Origin of the sequence: Enterococcus sp. DIV0802b, from assembly GCF_050543535.1 — a bacterium.
Taxonomy (GTDB): domain Bacteria; phylum Bacillota; class Bacilli; order Lactobacillales; family Enterococcaceae; genus Enterococcus_D; species Enterococcus_D entomosocium.
Map to the genome: position 1 here is coordinate 2,582,060 of NZ_CP172941.1, position 20,590 is coordinate 2,602,649.

The 20,590-nt window shown below is 45.0% G+C and carries 15 protein-coding genes; 3 read left to right on the forward strand and 12 right to left on the reverse strand.

Annotated elements, in window-relative coordinates; genetic code table 11:
- Window positions 1-410: 410 nt before the first annotated feature.
- The 9 genes from IGJ12_RS12120 to fdrA all read right to left on the reverse strand — a co-directional run bounded on the left by IGJ12_RS12120 (window position 411) and on the right by fdrA (window position 12,153).
- Window positions 411-2,054, reverse strand: a complete 1,644-nt coding sequence (locus IGJ12_RS12120; RefSeq protein ID WP_430619072.1) for a peptide ABC transporter substrate-binding protein — start codon at window positions 2,052-2,054, stop codon at window positions 411-413.
- Window positions 2,055-2,082: 28 nt separating this feature from the next.
- Window positions 2,083-2,793 (reverse strand): gamma-glutamyl-gamma-aminobutyrate hydrolase family protein, encoded by a 711-nt coding sequence (locus IGJ12_RS12125; protein WP_005234504.1) that lies wholly within the window; start codon window positions 2,791-2,793, stop codon window positions 2,083-2,085.
- Window positions 2,794-3,086: 293 nt separating this feature from the next.
- Window positions 3,087-3,569, reverse strand: a complete 483-nt coding sequence (gene ssb / locus IGJ12_RS12130; protein ID WP_074534919.1) for a single-stranded DNA-binding protein — start codon at window positions 3,567-3,569, stop codon at window positions 3,087-3,089.
- Window positions 3,570-3,797: 228 nt separating this feature from the next.
- On the reverse strand, window positions 3,798-4,859 hold the full coding sequence (gene allD, locus IGJ12_RS12135; RefSeq protein WP_430619073.1) for an ureidoglycolate dehydrogenase: 1,062 nt from the start codon (window positions 4,857-4,859) through the stop codon (window positions 3,798-3,800).
- A gap of 48 nt (window positions 4,860-4,907) precedes the next feature.
- Window positions 4,908-6,125: a dicarboxylate/amino acid:cation symporter gene (locus tag IGJ12_RS12140; RefSeq protein WP_430619074.1), complete on the reverse strand. Its 1,218-nt coding sequence runs from the start codon at window positions 6,123-6,125 to the stop codon at window positions 4,908-4,910.
- Between the two features lie 13 nt (window positions 6,126-6,138).
- Window positions 6,139-7,071, reverse strand: a complete 933-nt coding sequence (gene arcC / locus IGJ12_RS12145; protein WP_008379201.1) for a carbamate kinase — start codon at window positions 7,069-7,071, stop codon at window positions 6,139-6,141.
- Window positions 7,068-8,318: an MFS transporter gene (locus tag IGJ12_RS12150; protein ID WP_008379204.1), complete on the reverse strand. Its 1,251-nt coding sequence runs from the start codon at window positions 8,316-8,318 to the stop codon at window positions 7,068-7,070. Before IGJ12_RS12150 ends, arcC begins: the two co-directional genes overlap by 4 nt.
- A 15-nt stretch (window positions 8,319-8,333) precedes the next feature.
- Window positions 8,334-9,155 carry a DUF2877 domain-containing protein gene (locus IGJ12_RS12155; RefSeq protein WP_061054456.1) on the reverse strand — a complete coding sequence of 274 codons (822 nt, stop codon included), beginning with the start codon at window positions 9,153-9,155 and terminating at the stop codon, window positions 8,334-8,336.
- Window positions 9,145-12,153 carry an acyl-CoA synthetase FdrA gene (fdrA, locus tag IGJ12_RS12160; protein WP_430619075.1) on the reverse strand — a complete coding sequence of 1,003 codons (3,009 nt, stop codon included), beginning with the start codon at window positions 12,151-12,153 and terminating at the stop codon, window positions 9,145-9,147. The genes IGJ12_RS12155 and fdrA overlap by 11 nt, the downstream gene beginning before the upstream one ends.
- 116 nt (window positions 12,154-12,269) lie before the next feature.
- Here fdrA and IGJ12_RS12165 point away from each other — a divergent pair, with 116 nt between their 5' ends.
- The 3 genes from IGJ12_RS12165 (at window position 12,270) to IGJ12_RS12175 (ending at window position 15,991) form a co-directional block, all read left to right on the forward strand.
- A complete protein-coding gene (locus IGJ12_RS12165; protein WP_008379210.1) occupies window positions 12,270-13,847 on the forward strand; it encodes a PucR family transcriptional regulator in 1,578 nt (525 codons plus the stop codon).
- Window positions 13,844-14,641, forward strand: coding sequence for an alpha/beta hydrolase (locus tag IGJ12_RS12170; RefSeq protein WP_430619076.1), 798 nt, complete (start codon window positions 13,844-13,846; stop codon window positions 14,639-14,641). The genes IGJ12_RS12165 and IGJ12_RS12170 overlap by 4 nt, the downstream gene beginning before the upstream one ends.
- 204 nt (window positions 14,642-14,845) lie before the next feature.
- Window positions 14,846-15,991, forward strand: a complete 1,146-nt coding sequence (locus tag IGJ12_RS12175) for a cation:proton antiporter (RefSeq protein ID WP_005234488.1) — start codon at window positions 14,846-14,848, stop codon at window positions 15,989-15,991.
- Window positions 15,992-16,147: 156 nt separating this feature from the next.
- On the opposite strand, the gene abc-f is transcribed toward IGJ12_RS12175, so the two are convergent.
- The 3 genes from abc-f to IGJ12_RS12190 all read right to left on the reverse strand — a co-directional run bounded on the left by abc-f (window position 16,148) and on the right by IGJ12_RS12190 (window position 20,514).
- Window positions 16,148-17,617, reverse strand: a complete 1,470-nt coding sequence (abc-f, locus tag IGJ12_RS12180) for a ribosomal protection-like ABC-F family protein (protein WP_429967314.1) — start codon at window positions 17,615-17,617, stop codon at window positions 16,148-16,150.
- A 359-nt stretch (window positions 17,618-17,976) separates the two neighbouring features.
- A complete protein-coding gene (locus IGJ12_RS12185) occupies window positions 17,977-19,245 on the reverse strand; it encodes a dicarboxylate/amino acid:cation symporter (protein WP_429967315.1) in 1,269 nt (422 codons plus the stop codon).
- An 18-nt stretch (window positions 19,246-19,263) separates the two neighbouring features.
- A complete protein-coding gene (locus IGJ12_RS12190; protein WP_005225368.1) occupies window positions 19,264-20,514 on the reverse strand; it encodes an MFS transporter in 1,251 nt (416 codons plus the stop codon).
- Between the last annotated feature and the right edge of the window lie 76 nt (window positions 20,515-20,590).

The window sequence follows — 20,590 nt, forward strand, 5'->3', positions numbered from 1 at the left end:
AAAAGGACAGAGCATAAACGTCGTTATTATAGACATTATCTGTACACTAATGGTTACCGAATGAGGGATTCACTTTATTCAATTTGGTTGTTTTTTTATCAAATACTTTTTGCATCGTAATCCCTCCTTCTCTTTTTATTTTGCTGACTACACCTAACACTTTACAGATAAGTTTCTGAGAATGCAACAACTTTTATTAATTTTCTTTAAAAAAGATTGACTTTTCTAAAAACACAGATGTGAAAACAGCCCTTTTTAACAACCTTTTTTTGAAAACGAATTTCTGTTTTACCCCAAGAGTTGCAACGATTTTGGCTAAAATAAAAAAACAGATGCCCTTCTCTTCAACAAACGCTGTTTGATCAGCACACTTGGTTGAAAAAAAGTTCCTCTGTTTTCTTACTACCTGTTTATTCTGTGACAGATGCTAGGCGATAGGATACTGTTCGTCCAAAAGGAAACACTTGCACCCCTTGCAAACGATCTGTTTTCAAATACGCCACCACCCCTTGATATAACGGCAAAACGGCTGTATCTTCAACGATCAATTGTTTTTCCAGTTCTTTCAATAAGTCCCAACGGGCAGCTGGGTCGTTTGCTAAAGTCGTCCGTGCTTCTGCTAACCCTTGATCGTAACTTTCACTAGCATACCCAGACGTATTCAAGCCACCTGTTGAATCATAAAATTCTAAGAAGTTGATCGGGTCCGCGTAATCTGGTGTCCAAGTCCCAAAAACGAGATCAAATTCACCTTGGGATTGCAAGTCCAAACGGTTTTGTAAAGGAATCGACTTGGCATCGATGGTTAATCCCGGCAAATTGGTTTCTAACTGCCCTTGGACAAACTCGATGGTTTTCTTGGCTGCTGCTGTATCTGCTGACAACAGTTCCAAAGTGATTTCCTCTTGTCCCAACTCTTCTTTGGCTTGTGCCCAAAGCTCTTGTGCGGCTGTTAAATCGTACGGCAGTAAATCGCCATTTTCTTCACGAAAATCTTGGTCTGTTTCAGGATCTTTGGCAAAGTTGCTTGGCACAAAGCCGTTCAATGCAGTGGACCCATCACCTAAGATATTTTCGGCAAATGCCTCTTTGTCGATGGCTTGTAAAATTGCTTGACGTACTTTGACATTGCCTGTGACTTCTCGTTTTTGGTTGGCACTTAAATACCCCACCAGCGCCTTTGGCACATAGTTGGCTTGAGCTGAGTTTTGGTATTGCTGCGCGTAAGTATCCGTTAAGGTGGTGTAGTCCAGTTCTCCTGTTTCAAAAAGGCTGACACCAGTCGCCGTTTCCTTCACTACTTGCACGTCGATCTTGGTCAATTGGACATTCTCAGCATCCCAATAATCAGGATTTTTCGTTAACGTCCATGATTCGTTGGTCCCGTTCCACCCTTCGATCAAGAATGGGCCATTGCCAACAAAATTTTCCGCTGATAACCCATAATCGGCGCCTTTTTCTTCAGCAAACGCTTGGTTTTTTGGCATAAAAGGTGTCCCGACCAAAATTTGATCCAGATACGAGATTGGACTTGCCAATGTCAGCTCTAACGTCTGCTGGTCCAATGCTTTTGCACCTAACTCACTCACCTCAGCGTCCCCTTGACGCACTTGACTGCCATTTTTCAACACATCCATTTGATTACTGCTACTAGAACCATTCTCTGGATTAGCAACATATTGAAAGGCGTAGACAAAATCATCCGCAGTAACAGGATCGCCATTGCTCCATTTTGCATCACGAATGGTGAAGGTATAAACCAGTCCGTCTTCTGATACCGTAGGCTCTTCAGCGGCCATCGCAAGCTCAGGATCCCCCTCTTGATCCAGACGGTATAACCCTTCTGCCACTTGTCCGATCATATCGGAACTATTGACATCCGTGTATTGTCCGCTATCAAGGGTTGATAAGGCGCCAGCGGTTGACACTTGAATTTCTTGCGCAACGGCTCCTTGCTCCTCTTGCTGTCCAGAATCCGTCGTGGGGCTCGTGGTACTGCAGGCACTTAAAACCAATACTGTGAAAGCAGTGATACCCATCATTCTCTTTTTCATTTTTCTCCTCCTTGCGTGATCCTCTTTCTTACAATACGTCAACGACATACTTGAAAACCGCTTGTTCTTGTATAAGCGCATCATAGGCAAAATCAGGATGCCATTGAACCGCCAACAAGCGCTGACCCACGTGTTCAATGCCTTCAATGATGCCATCAGGACTCCAAGCTGTCTTTTGCAATGGACGAGCCAATCGATCCACCGCTTGATGATGAAAGGAATTAACCTTTGTTTTTTGACCGTAAACACGAGCCAACATGCTTTTTTCAGCCGTCACGATGGCATGGGTCGGCACTTCTTTCGGAATCGGCGCCTGCATATGAATGATCTCACTGAAGGTACTGATGTCTTGCTGCAGCGTGCCACCGAATGCCACGTTGACCAGCTGCATTCCCCGACAAACCGCAAAAATTGGTTTCTTTTGCAGCAGCGCTTCATCGATCAGCGCTAGTTCAAACTCATCCCGTGCCAACAAGCCGCTTCCAGTTGCCTGATGGGCCTCCTGCCCATAAAACTTGGGTGAAACATCTTGTCCACCAGCTAATACCAGTTTATCGATCTGTGAAACATAGTCCTTGGCTGCAGCTGGCTCACTGATTGGCACGAGCAATGGCAGTCCGCCCGCTTGCTGGATCGCTCGCACATACCCTAATGGTGTGTAGGCGATCGGCAAATGATGCAGCACATCGCCAGCATCTTGCACTTCATTCGCAGCGATCCCTATAATTGGTTTGCCCATCGACATCCCTCCCTGATTAACGATTTTTTCAGAAAAAAGCGGTATCTAGCAGTTGAACAAGGCAAGCGCCGCACTTTTTCTCAAGATATGTTTCAACTATTCTAAACCAATCCGCACTTTTTGTGAAACACTATTTTCACTTTCGCGATCATTTATTACAATCACCATTCTATTTAACCCCCTCTTTGATAAGCAATAAAGAACACCGCTAGTCAGATATAGTTGAATTTTACCAATGCTTTTTCTACGTAAAAAAACATGCGAGAAGCCGTTGCTTTCCGCATGTTTCGTCATTAAAATAATCGATTGTCTTTTAAAAACTCCAGCATCTGTGTTTTTAGGGGATCTTTTTCATTACGGATCGACTTTGTTTGCGTCGTTTCATCAAGTGTCGATGGCCGCGTTTTAGGAAAAGGCGCCGCTGGTTCTTCTGCCAACTCTATGATTTGGAAGCTATCCACCACCACTTCTGCCGCACAAAGTCTCTGACCTTCTGGTGTTTCATAAGGACAGCCTTGCAAGTGTCCATTGATTTTGATACTTGCCCCTTTTTGAGTATACCGTAAAAAGGTCTCTGCCTGTTTTCCATGAATGACGCAAGCAAACCATTCATGGTGCACTTCTTCACTGTTTTGCCATTGAGACACAATGACAAGATCAAAACGTACGCCCTGATCGTCCGCCGCATCAAACGCTTCTTTACTAGGCATCTCTGCGATTTTCCCAGTAAGAACCACTTTATTCATTGCCACGTTGCATCCTCGCTTTTCTCTCATTTCTTGAGTGATCTTAACTTATGCGACCTATTCTACCACATTCCAAAAAACAAGCAATCAAAGGTCGAATGGCTTAAGAAATGCTTTGAACAAAATGAACCAACTCAAAGAATTCGTCTAATCTTTCCAATAATGTGCGATTTTCTGACTGAAAACTTCTCTTTGCTCCAGACAGCAAAAAAACAGTTGGTTCAATCCCCCTCTGAACCAACTGCCTTTTGCGGATTTTTATTTAGCAAAGGAATCTTGACTACCATAGCGATCAAAATGGAGGGTTTCGCTTTCGAGATAATCGATGATCGCTTTGGGGATCATGACCCCTTCTTGCTGGGCTTTTTCAAAGTGTATTTGGCTGATCTCTCCAGGATAGTAGACTTGTGATTGCCCTTCTACTGGCGGGATTGCATGCAGCTCAGTCACCATCTGATCGATGCTTTGCTTGAAGGTTTCGGTGTTGGTAAAACGAGATGGATCGATCACAAGAAGGAATTGTCCTAAGCGGCGTTTTTCCGTCAAGTCCGCATACATGGAGGTGACCTGTTTACCAAAAGCCAAGCCTAGCATCGAGCCAGCTAAAATATCCACCATCATCATCAAGCCATATCCTTTAGCACCAGCGATTGGCAATAATCCTTGGACTGCATAGGGGTCGGTGGTAGGCAAGCCTTGCTCGTCTACGGCCCAAGTATCGGGGATCTGCTGCTTCTTCGAGCGAGCGTCCAAAATTTTGCCCCACGCTTGAACCGTCGTCGCCATATCAAAAACCACCGGCGGATGATTGGCTCGTGGTGCTGCAAACGCGATTGGATTGGTGCCAAAATAGTTTTCGATCCCACCAAAAGGCACCGCCATCGGATCCGATTGACACATGGCGATCGCCACTAAGTCGGCTTCAGCAGCCTGTTTGACGTAATACGCCATCGTCCCGCTATGGCTGGTCTGCTCGATTCCTACTGCAGCGATCCCGACTTCTTTCGCCAGATGAATGGCGATCGCGATCGCTTCATTGCACACATAATGCCCCATGCCGTTATCTCCGTGGAAAATTCCGGTAGCGGCGCCTGTTTTTTCAAAAGACATGTTTGGTTCCAGCGTGATGCCACCTTTTACTAAACGCTCGGCATAGTAGTCCATCCGCACGGCACCATGAGAATGGATCCCGCAAGCATCCGCAAAGGTCAAATGCGCCGCTGTTTCACTGGCAGCGGCTTCTGGCAAACCAGCAGCCAATAGTTTCTTTTTCATCAATGCTTCTAATTCCAGCAGAGAACGTCTGCTCATTTCTTCCATCTTTTCTCCTCCTTAGAAAAAGAGAAGCACGCTTGGCAACGGCTTCTCTTATTGATTAAACACGCGATAATCCAGTTCATCGGCTGACTTAGCGATCAGCAGCGCTGAATAGACGTCTGAGTTCACGTTCAAAATCGTCCGCAGCATGCCAACAAACCATTCGACACCAGCAAATAGCGCAATGCTTTCGATTGGTAAACCAAGCTGGGGAACGATGATTGCCAAGGAAACTAACCCCGCTCCGGGAACAACTGCATTGGCTAAAGAAACGAAAGTCGCAGTTACAGCTACCGTCACCATTTGGATCCCGTCAAAGTTGATTTGATACATTTGGGCGATTGTCATGACGGTAATCGCCATATGCATCGCTGACCCATTGCTGTTCAAAGACATGCCCAATGGCAATACCAAATTGGTGATGCGGCTACTGAGTCCTAATTTGTTCTGGGATTCTTCCATAGCGATCGGCAGCGTGATGGCAGAGGAGGTCGTCGCCAATGCCATGACCGACATATTCTTCATATTTTTGATCAATCGTAACGGATTGATCCGACAATAAACGGTCAATAAGACTAGCCACAGCCCAAGGAACGTGACGGTGGCTAGACCGTAGACGAGCAAATAGCTGCCTAATGGCAAAATGATCTGCAAGCCCAGGGAGCTGATCGTTGAAGCGATCAAAGCAAAAATACCGATTGGTGCCACGATCATCACGTAACGAATGATAGCGATGACAACCTCATTTAGATCCACGATCAGCCCATAAAGAGATGACTCAGGTTTCTTTTGCATAAAGCGATTGAGAGCAACACCAAAGAACAACCCAAAAACGATGATTTGAATAATTGACCCTTTACTCAACGCATCGAAAATATTCGTGGGAATAAAGTTGATCACAGTCTCTGATATAGAAATTTCTTGTGCTTGTAGAGGTTCGCCGGCAGCTTGTGAAAAGTCGATCCCTTTGCCTGGAGCAAAGAAGAGCGCCATCAGCACGCCCCATGCAGCAGCGAATAAGGAGGAAATCCCAAAGACAGCGATCGTTTTTCCACCCAAACGAGTGAGTTCTTTCGGGGCAATCCCCCCAACTGCTTGAATGATTTGTCCAACGATCAATAACGGGATCGCCATTTGCATCAGACGCAAGAAAAGATCGCCCAAGATTTTTAGGAATGCAGCGGCTTGCCCAAAGAACAAACCGCAAAGAATCCCTAGAAGAACGGCAATAACGATCTGCGTCACCATCGGTAGTTTTTTTGCTTTCACTTTGATCCCCTCTTTATTTTCGAAGTATGGTTCCTGTATGCTGATCCAGTTCAGCTAACTTTTCGATTGAGGTAATAATCGCGGTTCTGGCTGCATCTTCTTCAACAAAATCAATCGCAGCTTCTATTTTTGGCAACATACTGCCCGCTGCAAAATGGCCTTCCTCGATGTAGCCCTTGGCTTGTGCCACACTGATTTCTCCTAAGGCTTGCTGATTCGGCTGGTTGTAATTGATGTAGATATTGTCGACACCGGTCAAAATAATCAGGCGATCGGCCTGCACATCTTTTGCTAAGACACTGGCGGTAAAGTCTTTGTCGTTGACGGCTTCCACGCCAGTAAACCCATTATCGTTGCGAACGACAGGTACGCCACCGCCACCGGCACAAATCGTGATCACACCTGCATCGACCAATGTTTTGATGGCTTCTTTTTCAACAATTTCTTGCGGTTTCGGCGATGGAACCACTTTGCGGTAACCACGCCCAGCGTCTTCTTGATACACCCCGCCATTGGCTGCCATCGCAGCATTGGCTTCCTCTTCACTATAAAAAGGTCCGACTGGTTTGGAAGGTTTCTCAAACGATGGATCTGCTGGATCGACACGAACTTGGGTGACTAATGAGATTACCGATGGATGTGCTTGACGTGTGGCAAACTCATTGATCAAGGCATTTTGCAGCCAATAACCGATACTTCCTTGGGTCATCGCTACGCAGCTGTCTAATTTCAATTGGGGATTTTTTTCACTTTCCCCGGCTTTTTGCTGCAACAGCAAGTTGCCGACTTGTGGTCCATTGCCGTGACAAACAATGACTTTTTCCCCTTTTTCGACAAAATCGGCAATATAACGTGCTGCTTGCGCAACGACTGCTTTTTGTCCTTCATCACTGGGGTCTTTATCTAAAATAGCATTGCCGCCTAAAGCGATCACATTCAAACTCATTTTATGCTCTCCTTCTGATTTTCCTTTGCTAATACGGCAAAAACACCTAATCCGATCAGCAGTAATAAACAAGACAGGTAAAACCCGACCTGCATCGATCCTAAAGAATCGGCTAAAAAGCCAGTAACATAAGGCGCTAAGATCGACCCCGACATCCCGATAAAGTTATAGGCACTCAAGGTTGTTCCTAAGGCGCCTTTTGGTGCGTTTTTCGTCACAAAGGTCACGACGATTGGATCAAGCGCCAGCTTGCCAGTCAATCCATACAAAATCAAAACAGTGATCAATAAGGTACGATCCGTTACAAAGGCAATGGCAAATACGGAAAGGGTCGCCAATGGGACCAATAAATAGACTAATTTTTTCGTCGCGCCAGTTTTATCATTCAATCGAGCAAAAATCAACGCACCTGGAATCGATGCCCATGGGACTAAGGAAGCAATAAAGCCGACACTCGCCCCTTCAAAGCCACGCTCGGCAATCAAGAATTGCGGCAGCCAAGTTATAATCACAAAGTTTGCATAAATGCTGGTAAAGCATAGAACAAAGGCTGCCACGAGATTGCGGTTTGAAAAAATCTGCTTCAAGGAAATCTTTTCTTTTGGCCCCTCTTCTTTTATTTCTTGTCCTTCATCTTCTGGACGAATCACTTTTTCTTTCAAAACAAAATAGAACAAGACACCGACAATCAAGGTCGGAAACGCCATTAGGAAGAAGGGTTGGCTCCAATGGCCCCCGTTATCCAAGACCAATTTACTAGAAAGCAAGTACCCGCCAGACGTTCCAAACGCCATCCCACTGTTGATAATGGCATTTCCGACGGTCCGTTTGTTGTCGGGAATCGCTTCGGTAGACAATGCGTATTGCGGACCGTAATAGGCACCTTGACCAATCCCTGCAATGGCACGAATCACTAAGAACAAAACGAAGCTTGTGGCTAGCCCACTGAAGTAAGTAGTCACCGCCAATAAAACAAAACCTAGGGCGATCACCAATTTGCGACCGATTTTGTCGCCGATGATGCCAAAAGGAATTTGCGCAACGGCATATGTCAAAAAGAAAATACTATTGGCAAGTCCTAGTTGTGTGTTGCTTAAATTGAATTCTTCTCCGATCACACCCATGATTGGATTGAAGATCGTCCGTGTGGCGTACATTAAAATCCAGCCGACAAAGAAAATAGCAACGACTTTTTTCCAGTAAGAATTGCTTACTTTGACCGCATCTTTCTGGTTACTGATTTCCATGATTTCTCCCCATTTCTATTCTTTTTCCTCAAGTGACAATGACTCCAACGCTAACAACAACCCAAAACTAAGATCTTTGCCTGACGAATGACCAACGGACATCAACTGCTGCACATCTTTTTCAATCACTTGTGGGTTTTGCTTTTTTAAGTCTTTGAATAATTGCAGCATCAGAGAATTGACATACCCTTGACTGGCACTTTGAATATAAGCAAGGCTGACATCCGTCGTAGACAGCGGTTTTGCCAATGCTTGCGCTAACGCGTCAGCTTCCGGCTGCTGCAAGGCATAGAGCATCGCTTGATAGGCAACTAAAAGATCATCGCCGCTAGGTGTCAATCCTTTGCCGCGGCCAATCAGGTGAGCAATGATTGGTTCCCAATCTGAGACAGGCTGCCGCAATGCCGCAAACACTGCTTGGGTTTTCTCATCTTCGGGCAACCCAATCTTGGTTTCTAGTTTTTGTTGAAGCAGGATTTCTTTCAAAAGCTGCAATTCCGCAGAGGTGAAGGATAGCTCCTTCACCTGCAGCGAAACCAATTCTTTTTCCTCTAATGAAAGAGAAAATGTTCCTTTTGTGCTGTAAAAGGTCAGACCATGCTCTCGGACTTGCACGCGATTGCCGACCTCGATCAAAGGCAGGACTTGCTCAAACAATGCATCTGGTAAAAAGACTCCGAAGCCAGTCAAATAGTTGCGATAGTTGTTGATATTGACCAGCTGCTGCCCGATCATCACATTGAATGAACGATCAAACACGCTATGCACCCGACCGGTACGACCGAATCGTTGCAATGGGTCTAGATAATCACTGATTTTGATTTTCTCAGTCAACATCGATCCCCAGATCCTTCGCATAAGCCGTCAAGGCATTTTCAAAACAGCCTAACGGTGCACGCACCGTCCCTGCACCGACTTGACCGACACCTGCTTCTTTATGGGCGATCCCAGTATTGATGATTGGGGTGATGCCTGTTTCAACGACTTTCCGGATGTCGATCCCCAAACAAGTCCCCTGGAAGTCCCATGTTGGGATCGAGAAGGTCGGATTATGACCGAAACAGATTTTTGCCATTTCATTGGAAGTTTCTAGCGCATCTTCAAAGCCACCAGCGCCGACAAAGCGTGTTACACCTGGTGCGGCTACCATCGCCATTGCTCCGACACCGACGGTTTCAGTAATGGCACTGTCCCCAATATCAGGATTGCCATCTGCTTCGGTAAACCCAGTAAAGTACAAACCTTTCGGCGTATTGACTGGTGCAGTATGCCATTGGTCTTCTGTTTGGGCGACACGAACCCCAAAATTGACGCCGTTTCTCGTCATGGTGGTCACGATCGTTCCTTTGGCATCGACACGGGCACCGTCAACGATGGCTTTGCCGGTTGCCATCATGATATTCAAGAAGAACTGATCGGTATCTGCTAAGAACTTGATCACTTCATATTTTTGCTTTTCATCGATTTCTGTTTGGATGATCAACGGCGCGATCTCTTTCAAGAAGTTCAATGATGCTGCAATATTTCGTTGATGGAATTCATCCCCCATTGTGATCGACCGGGCAATCAATACATTCAAATTGATGCCTTCTTCAGTTAGTTTTAATGCCTTGGCAATGGTTGGTCCTAAGACGTCTTTGATCCAATCCAAACGATCGATGACTTCTTGTGAATAGGCACCAAATCGTAAGACTTTACCGATCCCTTCGTTCAAAATACAGTAGGCTTTGTTGCCGACAAGGCGGTTTTCAACCACAAAGACAGGCATATTCCCAGAAGTGATTCCCCCCATTGGTCCAACTGCCTGGACATGGTGACATGGCATAAAGCGGACTTCCCCACTTTCGAGTAAGCGGCGGGCTTCGTCTTCATCTTTCGCCCAGCGTTCAAACAAGGCAGCGCCGATACAAGACCCTTGCATCGGTCCCGTCATTTCCGACCATTGGATCGGCGGTCCTGCATGCAGCAAGGTTTTCTGACTTTCGTTTAATTCAGCGATCACTGATTTAGCCGGAACGACATCGATCAAGAATGGTTGGGCATTTTTGATTTTATCCGTCACTGCTTGGTTTTCATCTGTGATTTTTTCGTCAAATTCTTCTAACGCGTCTAAAATACGGATCATTTTCTTGTTGCCGTTGGCACGAGGACGCCAGTTGAATTGTTCTGTTTTCCCGCCATATTGCAGGATCGATTCATTGAAGCTTTGTAAGCCAACATTGATGATCCGTGGTTTGGTGGTCAACAGCTCCATCACTTTCTCGCTGACTGTCGGCACCTCAACTTTGCTACCAGTATAGTCATTGACCGCTTTGTCTGCTTCAGAAAGAGTCGCCCCTTTTAAAGCTAGGGCTAATTGCACTGCTTGAGCATTGCTTGGTGCCACATAGACGCCAGCTGCTTTCAAACGGTTGACTGCTTCTTGATAGTTTTGCGGATCTTTTTCAGTTCCGCAGACGGTAGCAACAAAGTACAGCGTGCGATCAGCTGCTTGGACTGTTTGCTGTGCAGCTTCGATGGCTGGTAACAGTGCACCTACCATATCTGCATGTGCGCCGTAACCTAACACCACATCAAATAAAATGACCCCGGTTTGCTCATCTTGCGCATAGTCTTCGATTTTTTTGATGCGCACTTCAGGATCGATCATTGGATGCGGTTTGCCTTGGGTATAGATATCATCACCAAGGTCGATCACATCATAGCCGTGGGAATGCAAGATATAGCCTTCTTGTTTTACAAGGCCTTCTAGATTCAAGGCTTCTGAGATCAGCATTCCTGCTTCGGCAGCTAATGTTCCGCCAGAATAAAGACCTTTAACCACTTTGTCGGCAGCGAGCTTGGGCACATCTGGGGTTGCCACGCGTTCAAAATAGTTCGCCTTGACTGGTTCTTCATTGGCAAGATCAACAGCAATGCGCGCTGTTTCTTCCAGAGTATGTGCCAAATAGACTTTTCCTTCATGGGCTTCTGGTTTTTCTCCTAAGAAAATCGCTACTACAGGTTTGCTGATACTTTGTAGCAATTGAACGACTTCATCCCGCACTTCTTTTGCAGGTGGTTTCGAGATCACGCAAATCACATCTGTCGGTTCATGATTTTCTAAAGCAACGATGGCATCTTTGACAGTGATCGCCCCAACTTTGTCGCTTAAGTCACGTCCGCCGGTCCCGATGGCATGAACGACACCACCGCCTAATCGGTCAATGATCGTCGTCACTTCTTGAATCCCCGTACCAGAGGCACCAACAACACCGATGTTTCCTGGTGCCACGACATTCGTGAAGGCAATCGGAATGCTGGAAATAATACCGGTCCCACAGTCTGGCCCCATCATCAATAAGCCTTTTTCATGAGCCAGCTGTTTCAAACGCACTTCATCTTCGATAGCAACATTGTCCGTAAACGAGAATACATGCAATTCATTTTTCAAGGCTTTTTCCATCTCGGCAGCACCATATTCCCCAGGAATACTAAATAGTGCAACATTGGCATCCGGCATTGCGCTCAAGGCTTCTTGCCATGAAGCCGCCGCTGGCGTTTCTTTGCCTTGATCTTTTGCTGAAAGATCAGCTAAAAATGAATCGATCGCTGGCATTACTTGATCCATGATCTGTTCGTTTTGGCTATCGACCACGATCATCATATCGTTGGGTGAAGCACCTTCTGCCTCTTTAGAAAGCAATCCAGTGTTATTTAATATATCTTTGTTTGCATCCGTCCCCATCATGATTTGACTCATTTCGACATCGCCTAGATCATTGATCGTATTCGTCAGCAGCATTAAGTTAATGGAATCTTGGTAGTTATTCTTTAAGATTACTGTGTGCAGCATTTGTTCTCCTCCTTTTCTTATACTCTCATTCTAACGAGCCTTGTTTGCGTTTTCATTGGATAAAGTTCTAAAAAAATGCTATACTTTTTATCCAAAAGAGAAAAAAGGAGCATTTTATGAAATTAAAAGAATTGGTTGAACTGCCGCTTTTTGAAAAAAGTAAAGTCCTGACTGGCTCCATTGGTTTAACAAATTCCGTTGGTTCCGTTATGGTGTTGGAAGCGATGGATATCGAAAAATGGAGCAAAGCCCATCAATTGATTTTGACTTCTTTTTATGCCTTCAAAGACCAATCGCCTGAGGAACTGCGTGTTTTTTTTGAAAAAATGCAGCAAATCGGTGTCAGCGGTTTAGTGATCAAAGTGGATCGCTTGATCCCTATGATTCCAGATTGGGTGATTGAGCTTAGCTTTGCTTATCAGATCCCTTTGATCAAAGTACAGCAAGAAGTCAGCTATGAAGCTATCATGCTAGCGGTTTACGAACCATTGCTGAATCACCAAACCCAGCTGCTGCGTACCTATTACGAAGTTCGCCAGCGCTTCATGAAAGTCGAGCGCAACCACTCTTCTTTCGATCAGATCATGCAAGAGTTCTATCAATTGATCGAAAAGCCTTGTTCTTTGCGCATCCCCCATTTAGATGTGCATGTGTCCGTCGGTCAATCCTTTAAGAATTTCGTGGTGACCAAACAAGAACCTATGAAGACCATCGAGTTTACCAAGAACCACTACGAATATTTGGAATTATTTTCTCATGAGAACAATCAATATGTGACTGCCATCAAAGTAGAGATCATCAATCCTTACAATGATCTATGTACCCTGATCGTTTATCAGAAAGATTCGCAGATCCCTGAGGCAAAAGTCATGATTATTGAAAATGTGATCGACGTCATCTATGAACGCCTCCAAATGGCGTATTTGTTGAAGAAAGAGCGCTACAATCGCATGAACAATCTTGCCGATGCGATCTTGCAAAACACTCCTAGCAATTTGGCTGAGCTGGATCTTTTGTTAGAAGAAGCGCAACTGGATCGCTACGATTTTTACCAAGGCATCGCCTTTGCTTCCAACAGCTTTAAAGATAAGGAGCGTAAGTCCGTCGTTTTGCACAAGCTACGGGCGTTGAAAACACCCCACGTCTTTTTTGAACACCACAATTATTTGGTGATCCTCTATAATTTCCAATCGATCGCCCATCAGGTGACGAAACAGATGCTGCAGACACATTTTGATGATGCCCTGTTAGCCGATGAACATGGCTGCTTGGTGGTCAGCGAAGTCTTGCGCAAGGAACAGATCAAAGAGATCCTGCCAGAGTGTTTGGATGCGATCCGCTTCAATCGGCAGTTTTATTTGGCGCCGATCATTGCCTATAGCGACTTAGGTATCTTTAGTTCCTTTATCAAGGAGAACCAACTGGAAAAGCTGCAGCAAAGCATTCCCCCGAAGCTGTATCAACTCTCGGAAGAAAATGAAGAGCTGTTCAAAACGCTGTATACCTTTTTTATCACGAATCGCAATTACAAAAATACGGCTGAAACCTTGTTTCTTCATGCCAAAACGATTCGTTATCGGCTAAGCAAAATCGAACAGCTACTAGAGATCGATCTGACAAGTCCGATCCAATTAGTCAATTACGAGATCGGCACCTATTTATTAGAGCTTCAGAAAAGGAGTCAAGCAAAATGAAAAAAGAATGGCAATTGACCACCGGTGCTTCGGTGTCCCTTTATCCTGCTTCGGAGAAATACGTGATTTACTTTCACGGCGGCGGTTTTGTTTATGGAACCCGCCAAGACATTCCCGCATCACTGATCGCACTATTTCAAGAGCAGCAATACAGCGTCCTCACAGTCGATTATTTACTGGCGCCCAATTCCTCGTTAGCGGAGATTTTGGCGCTGAACTGGCAAAATTTTCAAGAATTGCAAGCAACTGTGCTTAAAGATAACCCGTTTTGTTTCTGCGGACGCTCAGCTGGCGGTTATTTGATGCTGGCGCTGACCCAGCAATTACTGAAGGAACAACAGAGATTGCCTGAAAAACTGGTCAATTTTTATGGGTATACCGATCTTTCTTTTATTGAAAACAAACGAGTCTTGCAGCAGCCGCTCTTAAGCAAAGAGCAAGTTCCTCCTTTGGATCAAACCGAGATCGTTTGGGATGATCCGCAGTTTCAGCGCTATTTGCCTTATGTTTATTGGGTTCAACAGCAAGAACTCACCACGATCTATGGTCTAACAGCTGAAGCTCTTTCTGACTATGCCATTGATCCTGAGCTGCTTGCTCAATTTCCTCCAATTTTCAGCAGTGCCAGCAATACCGATGAGGAAGTTCCTTTTCGTTACAGCAAAGGCTTGAAGAAAGTGCCTAAAAGCAAATTTGTCCCTGTCTATGATTTGCCCCACGACTTTTTGAAAAACGTCGAGGAGCCGCAAGTCCAAATGGTGTTTCAGCAGCTCGCCCGTTGGCTCAAACAATAATTTGATACAAGTAAAGTGAAAATAATGTTTTTTTATTTCGACGAGTGCACAGAAAAACTCTGATTGCCTTCGCTTCCTCCTTATCTCAAAAAACGTGTGGTTTAATGAAACTCTTTTAATAAAAAAAGGCTTGATACAGGCTCAATTCAAGAGAGAATGCTATACTAAAGGGGAGTATGTTATAGGAAAGAAGGATGAGGTTTTATGCATTTTGTCGGGATTTTGTGTTTGATCCTAATCACGACGACCCTCTTCTCGCATCTGGCGAGACGGATGGGCGTTCCTGCTGTTATCGGGCAGTTGTTAGCGGGGGTTTTATTAGGAGGCGCAGGACTCAATTGGGTCCATCCAGATATTCTGGTTCATGATTTTTCAGAGATTGGTGTTATTTTGCTGATGTTTTTAGCGGGATTGGAAAGTGATATTTCTTTATTGAAACGCTATTTTCGTCCAGGGATGCTCGTTGCCCTTTTGGGGATCGTGTTCCCTATGCTCTTCGGGTATGCCACGGGGGTCGGTTTTCAAAGCAGTCCCACAGAAGCGTTCTTTTTCGGGATCGTATTAGCTGCCACCTCAGTCAGTATTTCTGTCGAAGTATTGAAAGAGTTGAATGTGGTGAATACGAAAGAAGGGTCGACGATTCTTGGTGCTTCCGTCGTGGATGATATTTTGGTCGTGTTGGTTTTGAGTCTTAGCCTTTCCTTTTTAGGCGGCGAAAGCAGCCAAGCAACACCACTGCCGGTCACCTTATTGGTAGAATTGATTTATTTTGTGTTGATTTTTCTATTAGTGAAATGGATTGCTCCGTTCTTATTGGCACTTGCAGAAAAGCTATTTGCAAATTCCGCGGTGATCATCATGTCACTGATCATCTGCTTAGGAATGGCGTATCTTGCTGACCTCGTTGGGTTAAGCTCGGTCATTGGTGCCTTCTTCGCAGGGATCGCTGTCAGTCAAACGAAGGTTCGTGAGGAAGTGGAACACAGTGTCGAAGCATTAGGTTACGCCGTCTTCATTCCGGTGTTCTTTGTCAGCGTTGGCTTAGAAGTTGATTTTTCCCGCTTAAATGAGCAATTATTCTTTATTCTTGCCTTTACCGTGGTCGCGATCATGACCAAATTGGTCGGCGGCTATGTCGGGGCGAAAATCGCGAAATTCTCAAACAACAGTGCTTGGATGGTGGGAGCTGGAATGATTTCCCGAGGTGAAATGGCATTGATCATTTTACAGATTGGTCAACAAAACCAATTGATTTCGTCCGCATTGTATTCCCCTTTGGTGATCGTTGTCTTGTTGAGTACCTTGATCTCTCCCCTGATCTTAAAATACTTTACGAAAAAGATTTATTAAGCGATGTAGCAACAGCGAGGCGATACCGATGATTGCGAAAAAAACAGCGCGGGTTTTGTAGTGACCGCTCAACGGCCGATTGTTGATCGAACGTTGGGCGGTCGCTTCCTTTCCCGCGCTGTTTTTCTCTATACAGGTATAAAAGCGACAATGCTGCTAGTTACTAGAAACCAATGTTAATTTCCCATGATCGATTAGACACACGTCATCCGCGACGGCATCGATAAACGCTTGATCGTGAGATGTGAACAAAACCATACCACGATAGCTGCGAATCAATTGTTCCAAGACGGTGATTGTCGGTAGATCAATAAAGTTCGTCGGTTCATCAAGTATCAAGACATTGGCAGGTTGAGTAAAGATGCGTGCGAGCTCGACCCGTGTCGCTTCCCCGCCGCTTAGCACATTGACTGGCTTCATCACGTCAATCTGGCTTAATCCCAGATTGTGTAAAATACTGCGGACCAGTGGTTCCTGATAGTCTGTTTGAGCCATCAATTCCGTCAAAAGCGGTGTGGTGCTGTTTTTTCGATAGCCCATTTGCTCGTAGACCGCAAAGACGATTTTCGGTGATACATAGATTCCCTCTCCACCTGCGATGATTTCTTTTAGTAAAGTCGACTTTCCCGAACCGTTCGGACCCACGATAGCGATTTTCTTCCCGGCAGCAAACTGGAAACTGCTGCTGTCTAGCAAACGTTTCGCCCCTCTTTGAATGGTTACTTGCTCCCCACGAATCGGTCGTTTATTATGCAGCTCCACTGCAGGGACTACCGGAAAACGAATCACCTGCTGCCGGGCAACACCCTTCACTTCTTCCAACTGATCCAAGCGACTTTCCATGGCTTTGACTGTTTTTTGCAATGACTTTTGCACCGTGTCTTTTTGTTTTGATGACGACAAACGGTCTGGTCGGATGTTCTGCTGCCGCTTTTTTTCAGAAATGCGACTGCTCTTGATCGCTTGTTCTTTTTTCTTTTGGATCGCTTGGGTCAACTGCTGTTTTTGTTGCTGATACTGCGCAGCCTCCCAGGCAACACGCTGTGCCGCTTGCTCTTTTTGCTGTCGGTAACTGTCATAATTACCAGAATACTCGGTGACTTTTCCTTGATCGACTTCCCAGATTTTCGTTGTCAGCTGATTCAATAGATACCGATCATGACTGACCACGATCAGGGTGCCATAATAATACTGCAGTTCATCAATCAAGACTTGAATTCCTTGCTGGTCCAAGTGGGTCGTTGGCTCATCGAGCAAAAGTCCTAACTGATAGGAAGATAACGTTTGTGCCAACCGGTATTTGGTCTCCTCCCCGCCGCTTAGTGTCGCCAATTCATTTGTTGGGATCGAAAAACGACCGAACAGCGCCCAGTCAAGGGCCTCCGTCTTTTCAGTCACCTCAGCGATTTGCGGGAAATAGTGAAACGAATTTTCTTTTTGGATCGTTCCTGAATCAGGATCGACCACTCCCGCAATCAACTTCAGCAAGGTAGACTTGCCTTGCCCGTTTGCGCCCACGATCCCGATACGATCCGTTTGATAGGCACTCAGTTCTTCAATGTTCAGTACTTCTTTGGCCCCATAATTTTTGATTAGATTGTTTATTTTTACACTTAATTGTTCCATCAGTCTGTCCTTCCCGTCTAGGAAAACGCAAGCACAAAAAAAGGGCATAGCCTACCGCTATACCCTGATTTTAATAAGAAATTGGAAAAAAGAGGACACTCATCCCTTGAAATCACGATTGCCTAGACTTTTGAAATAGATTTAAATTAGCTATTCAAAAGGTCAATCCACAATTTCATCGATGCTGTCATGTTTTTTCCTCCTCTTTTTGTCGTATTTGTCTGTTGAATGACAAGCGGAAAATCAGCCGCTACTGTTTACCGTTTACGGTATTTCAGGAAGCTTCTTTAGTCTATCAACGAATCAATCGTAGCACGTTTCCAAAAAAGAGTAAAGTTTCATCACAAGAATGATTGGTCTTATACGCCATCGGTGATTTTTTCTGCTAATTTGACCTGGGCTTTTTCACCATTGAAGATTGCACGATCCAGTTCTCCTTCATCATGAGCAACGATCAACGCCACCGTGACGTCAGGGTCAACATTCAAGAGGGTCCGAAACATCCCAGAAAACCAATCGATCCCTGCCAGTAAGGCGATGCTTTCATTAGGCAGTCCTAACATAGGTAAAACCGTAGCCAGTGTGACTAATCCGCCGCCTGGAACGACGATCGTTCCCAAGCATGCCAACGAGGACAACAAGACCACTTGCAAAAGATCCCCCCAGCTCAATTGGATCTGGTACGCCTGAGCAACGGTTACGATTGCCAGGGCTAAAAATAAGGAGAGCCCATTGCTATTTAAGGTCATGCCTAAAGGCATCACGAGCTTATTGATTCGATCACTGATCCCAAATCGTTCTTTGCCATCTTCGATTTGAAACGGCAATGAAACAGCAGAAGAGGTGGTCGTAAAGGAAACCACCGATAGACGCCACATATTCTTTATCAAACGAAACAAGGAAACTTTGCAATAGAGCGACGTCAAGAGAAACCAAAGAAACAAAAAGAGCAAAGATGCCGCTGCTAACGTCAATAAAAAACTGGCTAACATTCCCAACACACGAATGCCGGTATCTTCTACCAAGGAAGCAACAAGGCCGAAAATCCCGATCGGCGCCAACTTCATGATCATGCTGACCATTTTTAACAAAATATGATTAAAACTACCGATCATATCTAGAAACAGCTGATTCTTTTTTTCATGCTTGATTAAGCTCAAGGCAAGGCCAAAGAAGAGCGAAAAAATAATCACTTGGACCATATTCTGCTCCACCATGGCTTGAATAATGTTCAGTGGAACAAAGTTCAAGATGACTTCTTCTATACTGCTGGTACTTAATGCAGTTTCTGTACTTTGCAGCAGCGACTGGTCAAGGCCTGCGCCGGGCTTGAGGATCAAGGCGAACAAGAGACCGAAAATAGCGGCGACGAGGGTCGAACCGGTAAACCAGAGGAAGACTTTCCCGCCGATCCCACCTAATTCTTTTGGATCAAGTCCCCCCACCGCTTCAATCACCGAGCCCATGACCAACACGACCACAGACATTTGAATCAGTCGCAAGAAGAAGTCCCCGACTAGCTGCATTTGATCACCTAAACCGGGAAAGGAAACGCCCCAAAAAATCCCCAATACCGTTGCAATCATGATTTGGTTGGTCAAACTGATTTTTAAGGATCGTTTTTTCATCTGTTGTTCCTCACTTTTCTACTTTGCTGTTTTCTTAGAGTTTACAGTCAAGAATAAGAATGTACCACCGATCAACAAAATAATTGCGATATAAAAGCCCATTACTTTTGACCCTGTTGCATCCGAGATCGATCCGGTCAATGTTGGTGCGATAACGGAAGACATCATGCCGAAAAAGTTGAAGACCCCTAATGTCGTACCGACCCCAACTTTTGGTGCATTTTCCCCTAGCCAAGAAATGATGATTGGTTCAACCGCTAGTTTTCCAAGGAACCCGTACAAGATCAACGCGATCATTAAGAAGGTCGAATTTGTTGCTTGCACCGTTACTAATAACATCAACGCCGCTAATACTTCTAAAATAACGATAAAGGTAACTTTTTTATGCATGTATTTGTCTGCCAAGCGGCTAAAGAACAAGGCCCCAGGAATCGAAGCAAATGCCACCAATGAAGAAGAGAAGCCGATTGCGACTCCTTGGAAGCCTCGTTCTGTTCCTAAGAAGTTTGGTAACCAAGTAACCGTCATATAGTAGGCATAACACGTCGCAAAATATAACACATACGTAAAGAGCATCCGCAGGGAGAACAAGGTCGAAAGGGAAACTTTTTCTTTCGGCTGATCCGTTGTTTCTTCTTCAGCTGCTGCTTGACTCTCCAAGAAAGCTACGTCTTCTTTGTTGCTGCGGATCACCAATGCGAAAGCGATCGTCATACAAACGATCAAGAAAGCGGATAAATACATCATTGTTTGCCAAGGCATGTTCATCTGAATAACGATAAAGCTTGATAAGATCATCCCAAACCCTGACCCAACGGCAGAACCACTATTGACGATCGCTGTTGAGAAGCTCTTCTTTTCTTTCGGAATGTTCTGTGAGGTCAAAGAATACGCGGAACCATAAAATGATCCACAGCCGATCCCTGCTAAAAAGCTACCGGTATAGATCATGGAGATTGAAGAGGCTTGTGAAATCAGTAAAGCTGCCAGTGCAAATACCACAAATCCCGGAAGCAGAACTGTTTTCTTCCCAATCTTATCCACTAAAAAGCCGGCAGGGATCTGCATGATCACATAGCCGAAAAAGTAAAAGCTGGCGATCGATCCTAATGCTGTATCAGAAATATTGCCGCCAAGTGACTCATTGATTTGCGGATAGACCGGTGATAACGCAGCGCGATAAATCCAGATAGTGACCCAGCCTGAACACATTAAGATAATAATTTGTTTCCAGTAGGCAAGCCCACCACGTTCTTTATTGATTTCCATTTTTTTCCCTCCATCAGTTACACAAGTAAAGTTTGTGAAGCACGCCAACGAAAGCGCTTTAAGATAGTCTTAGTGT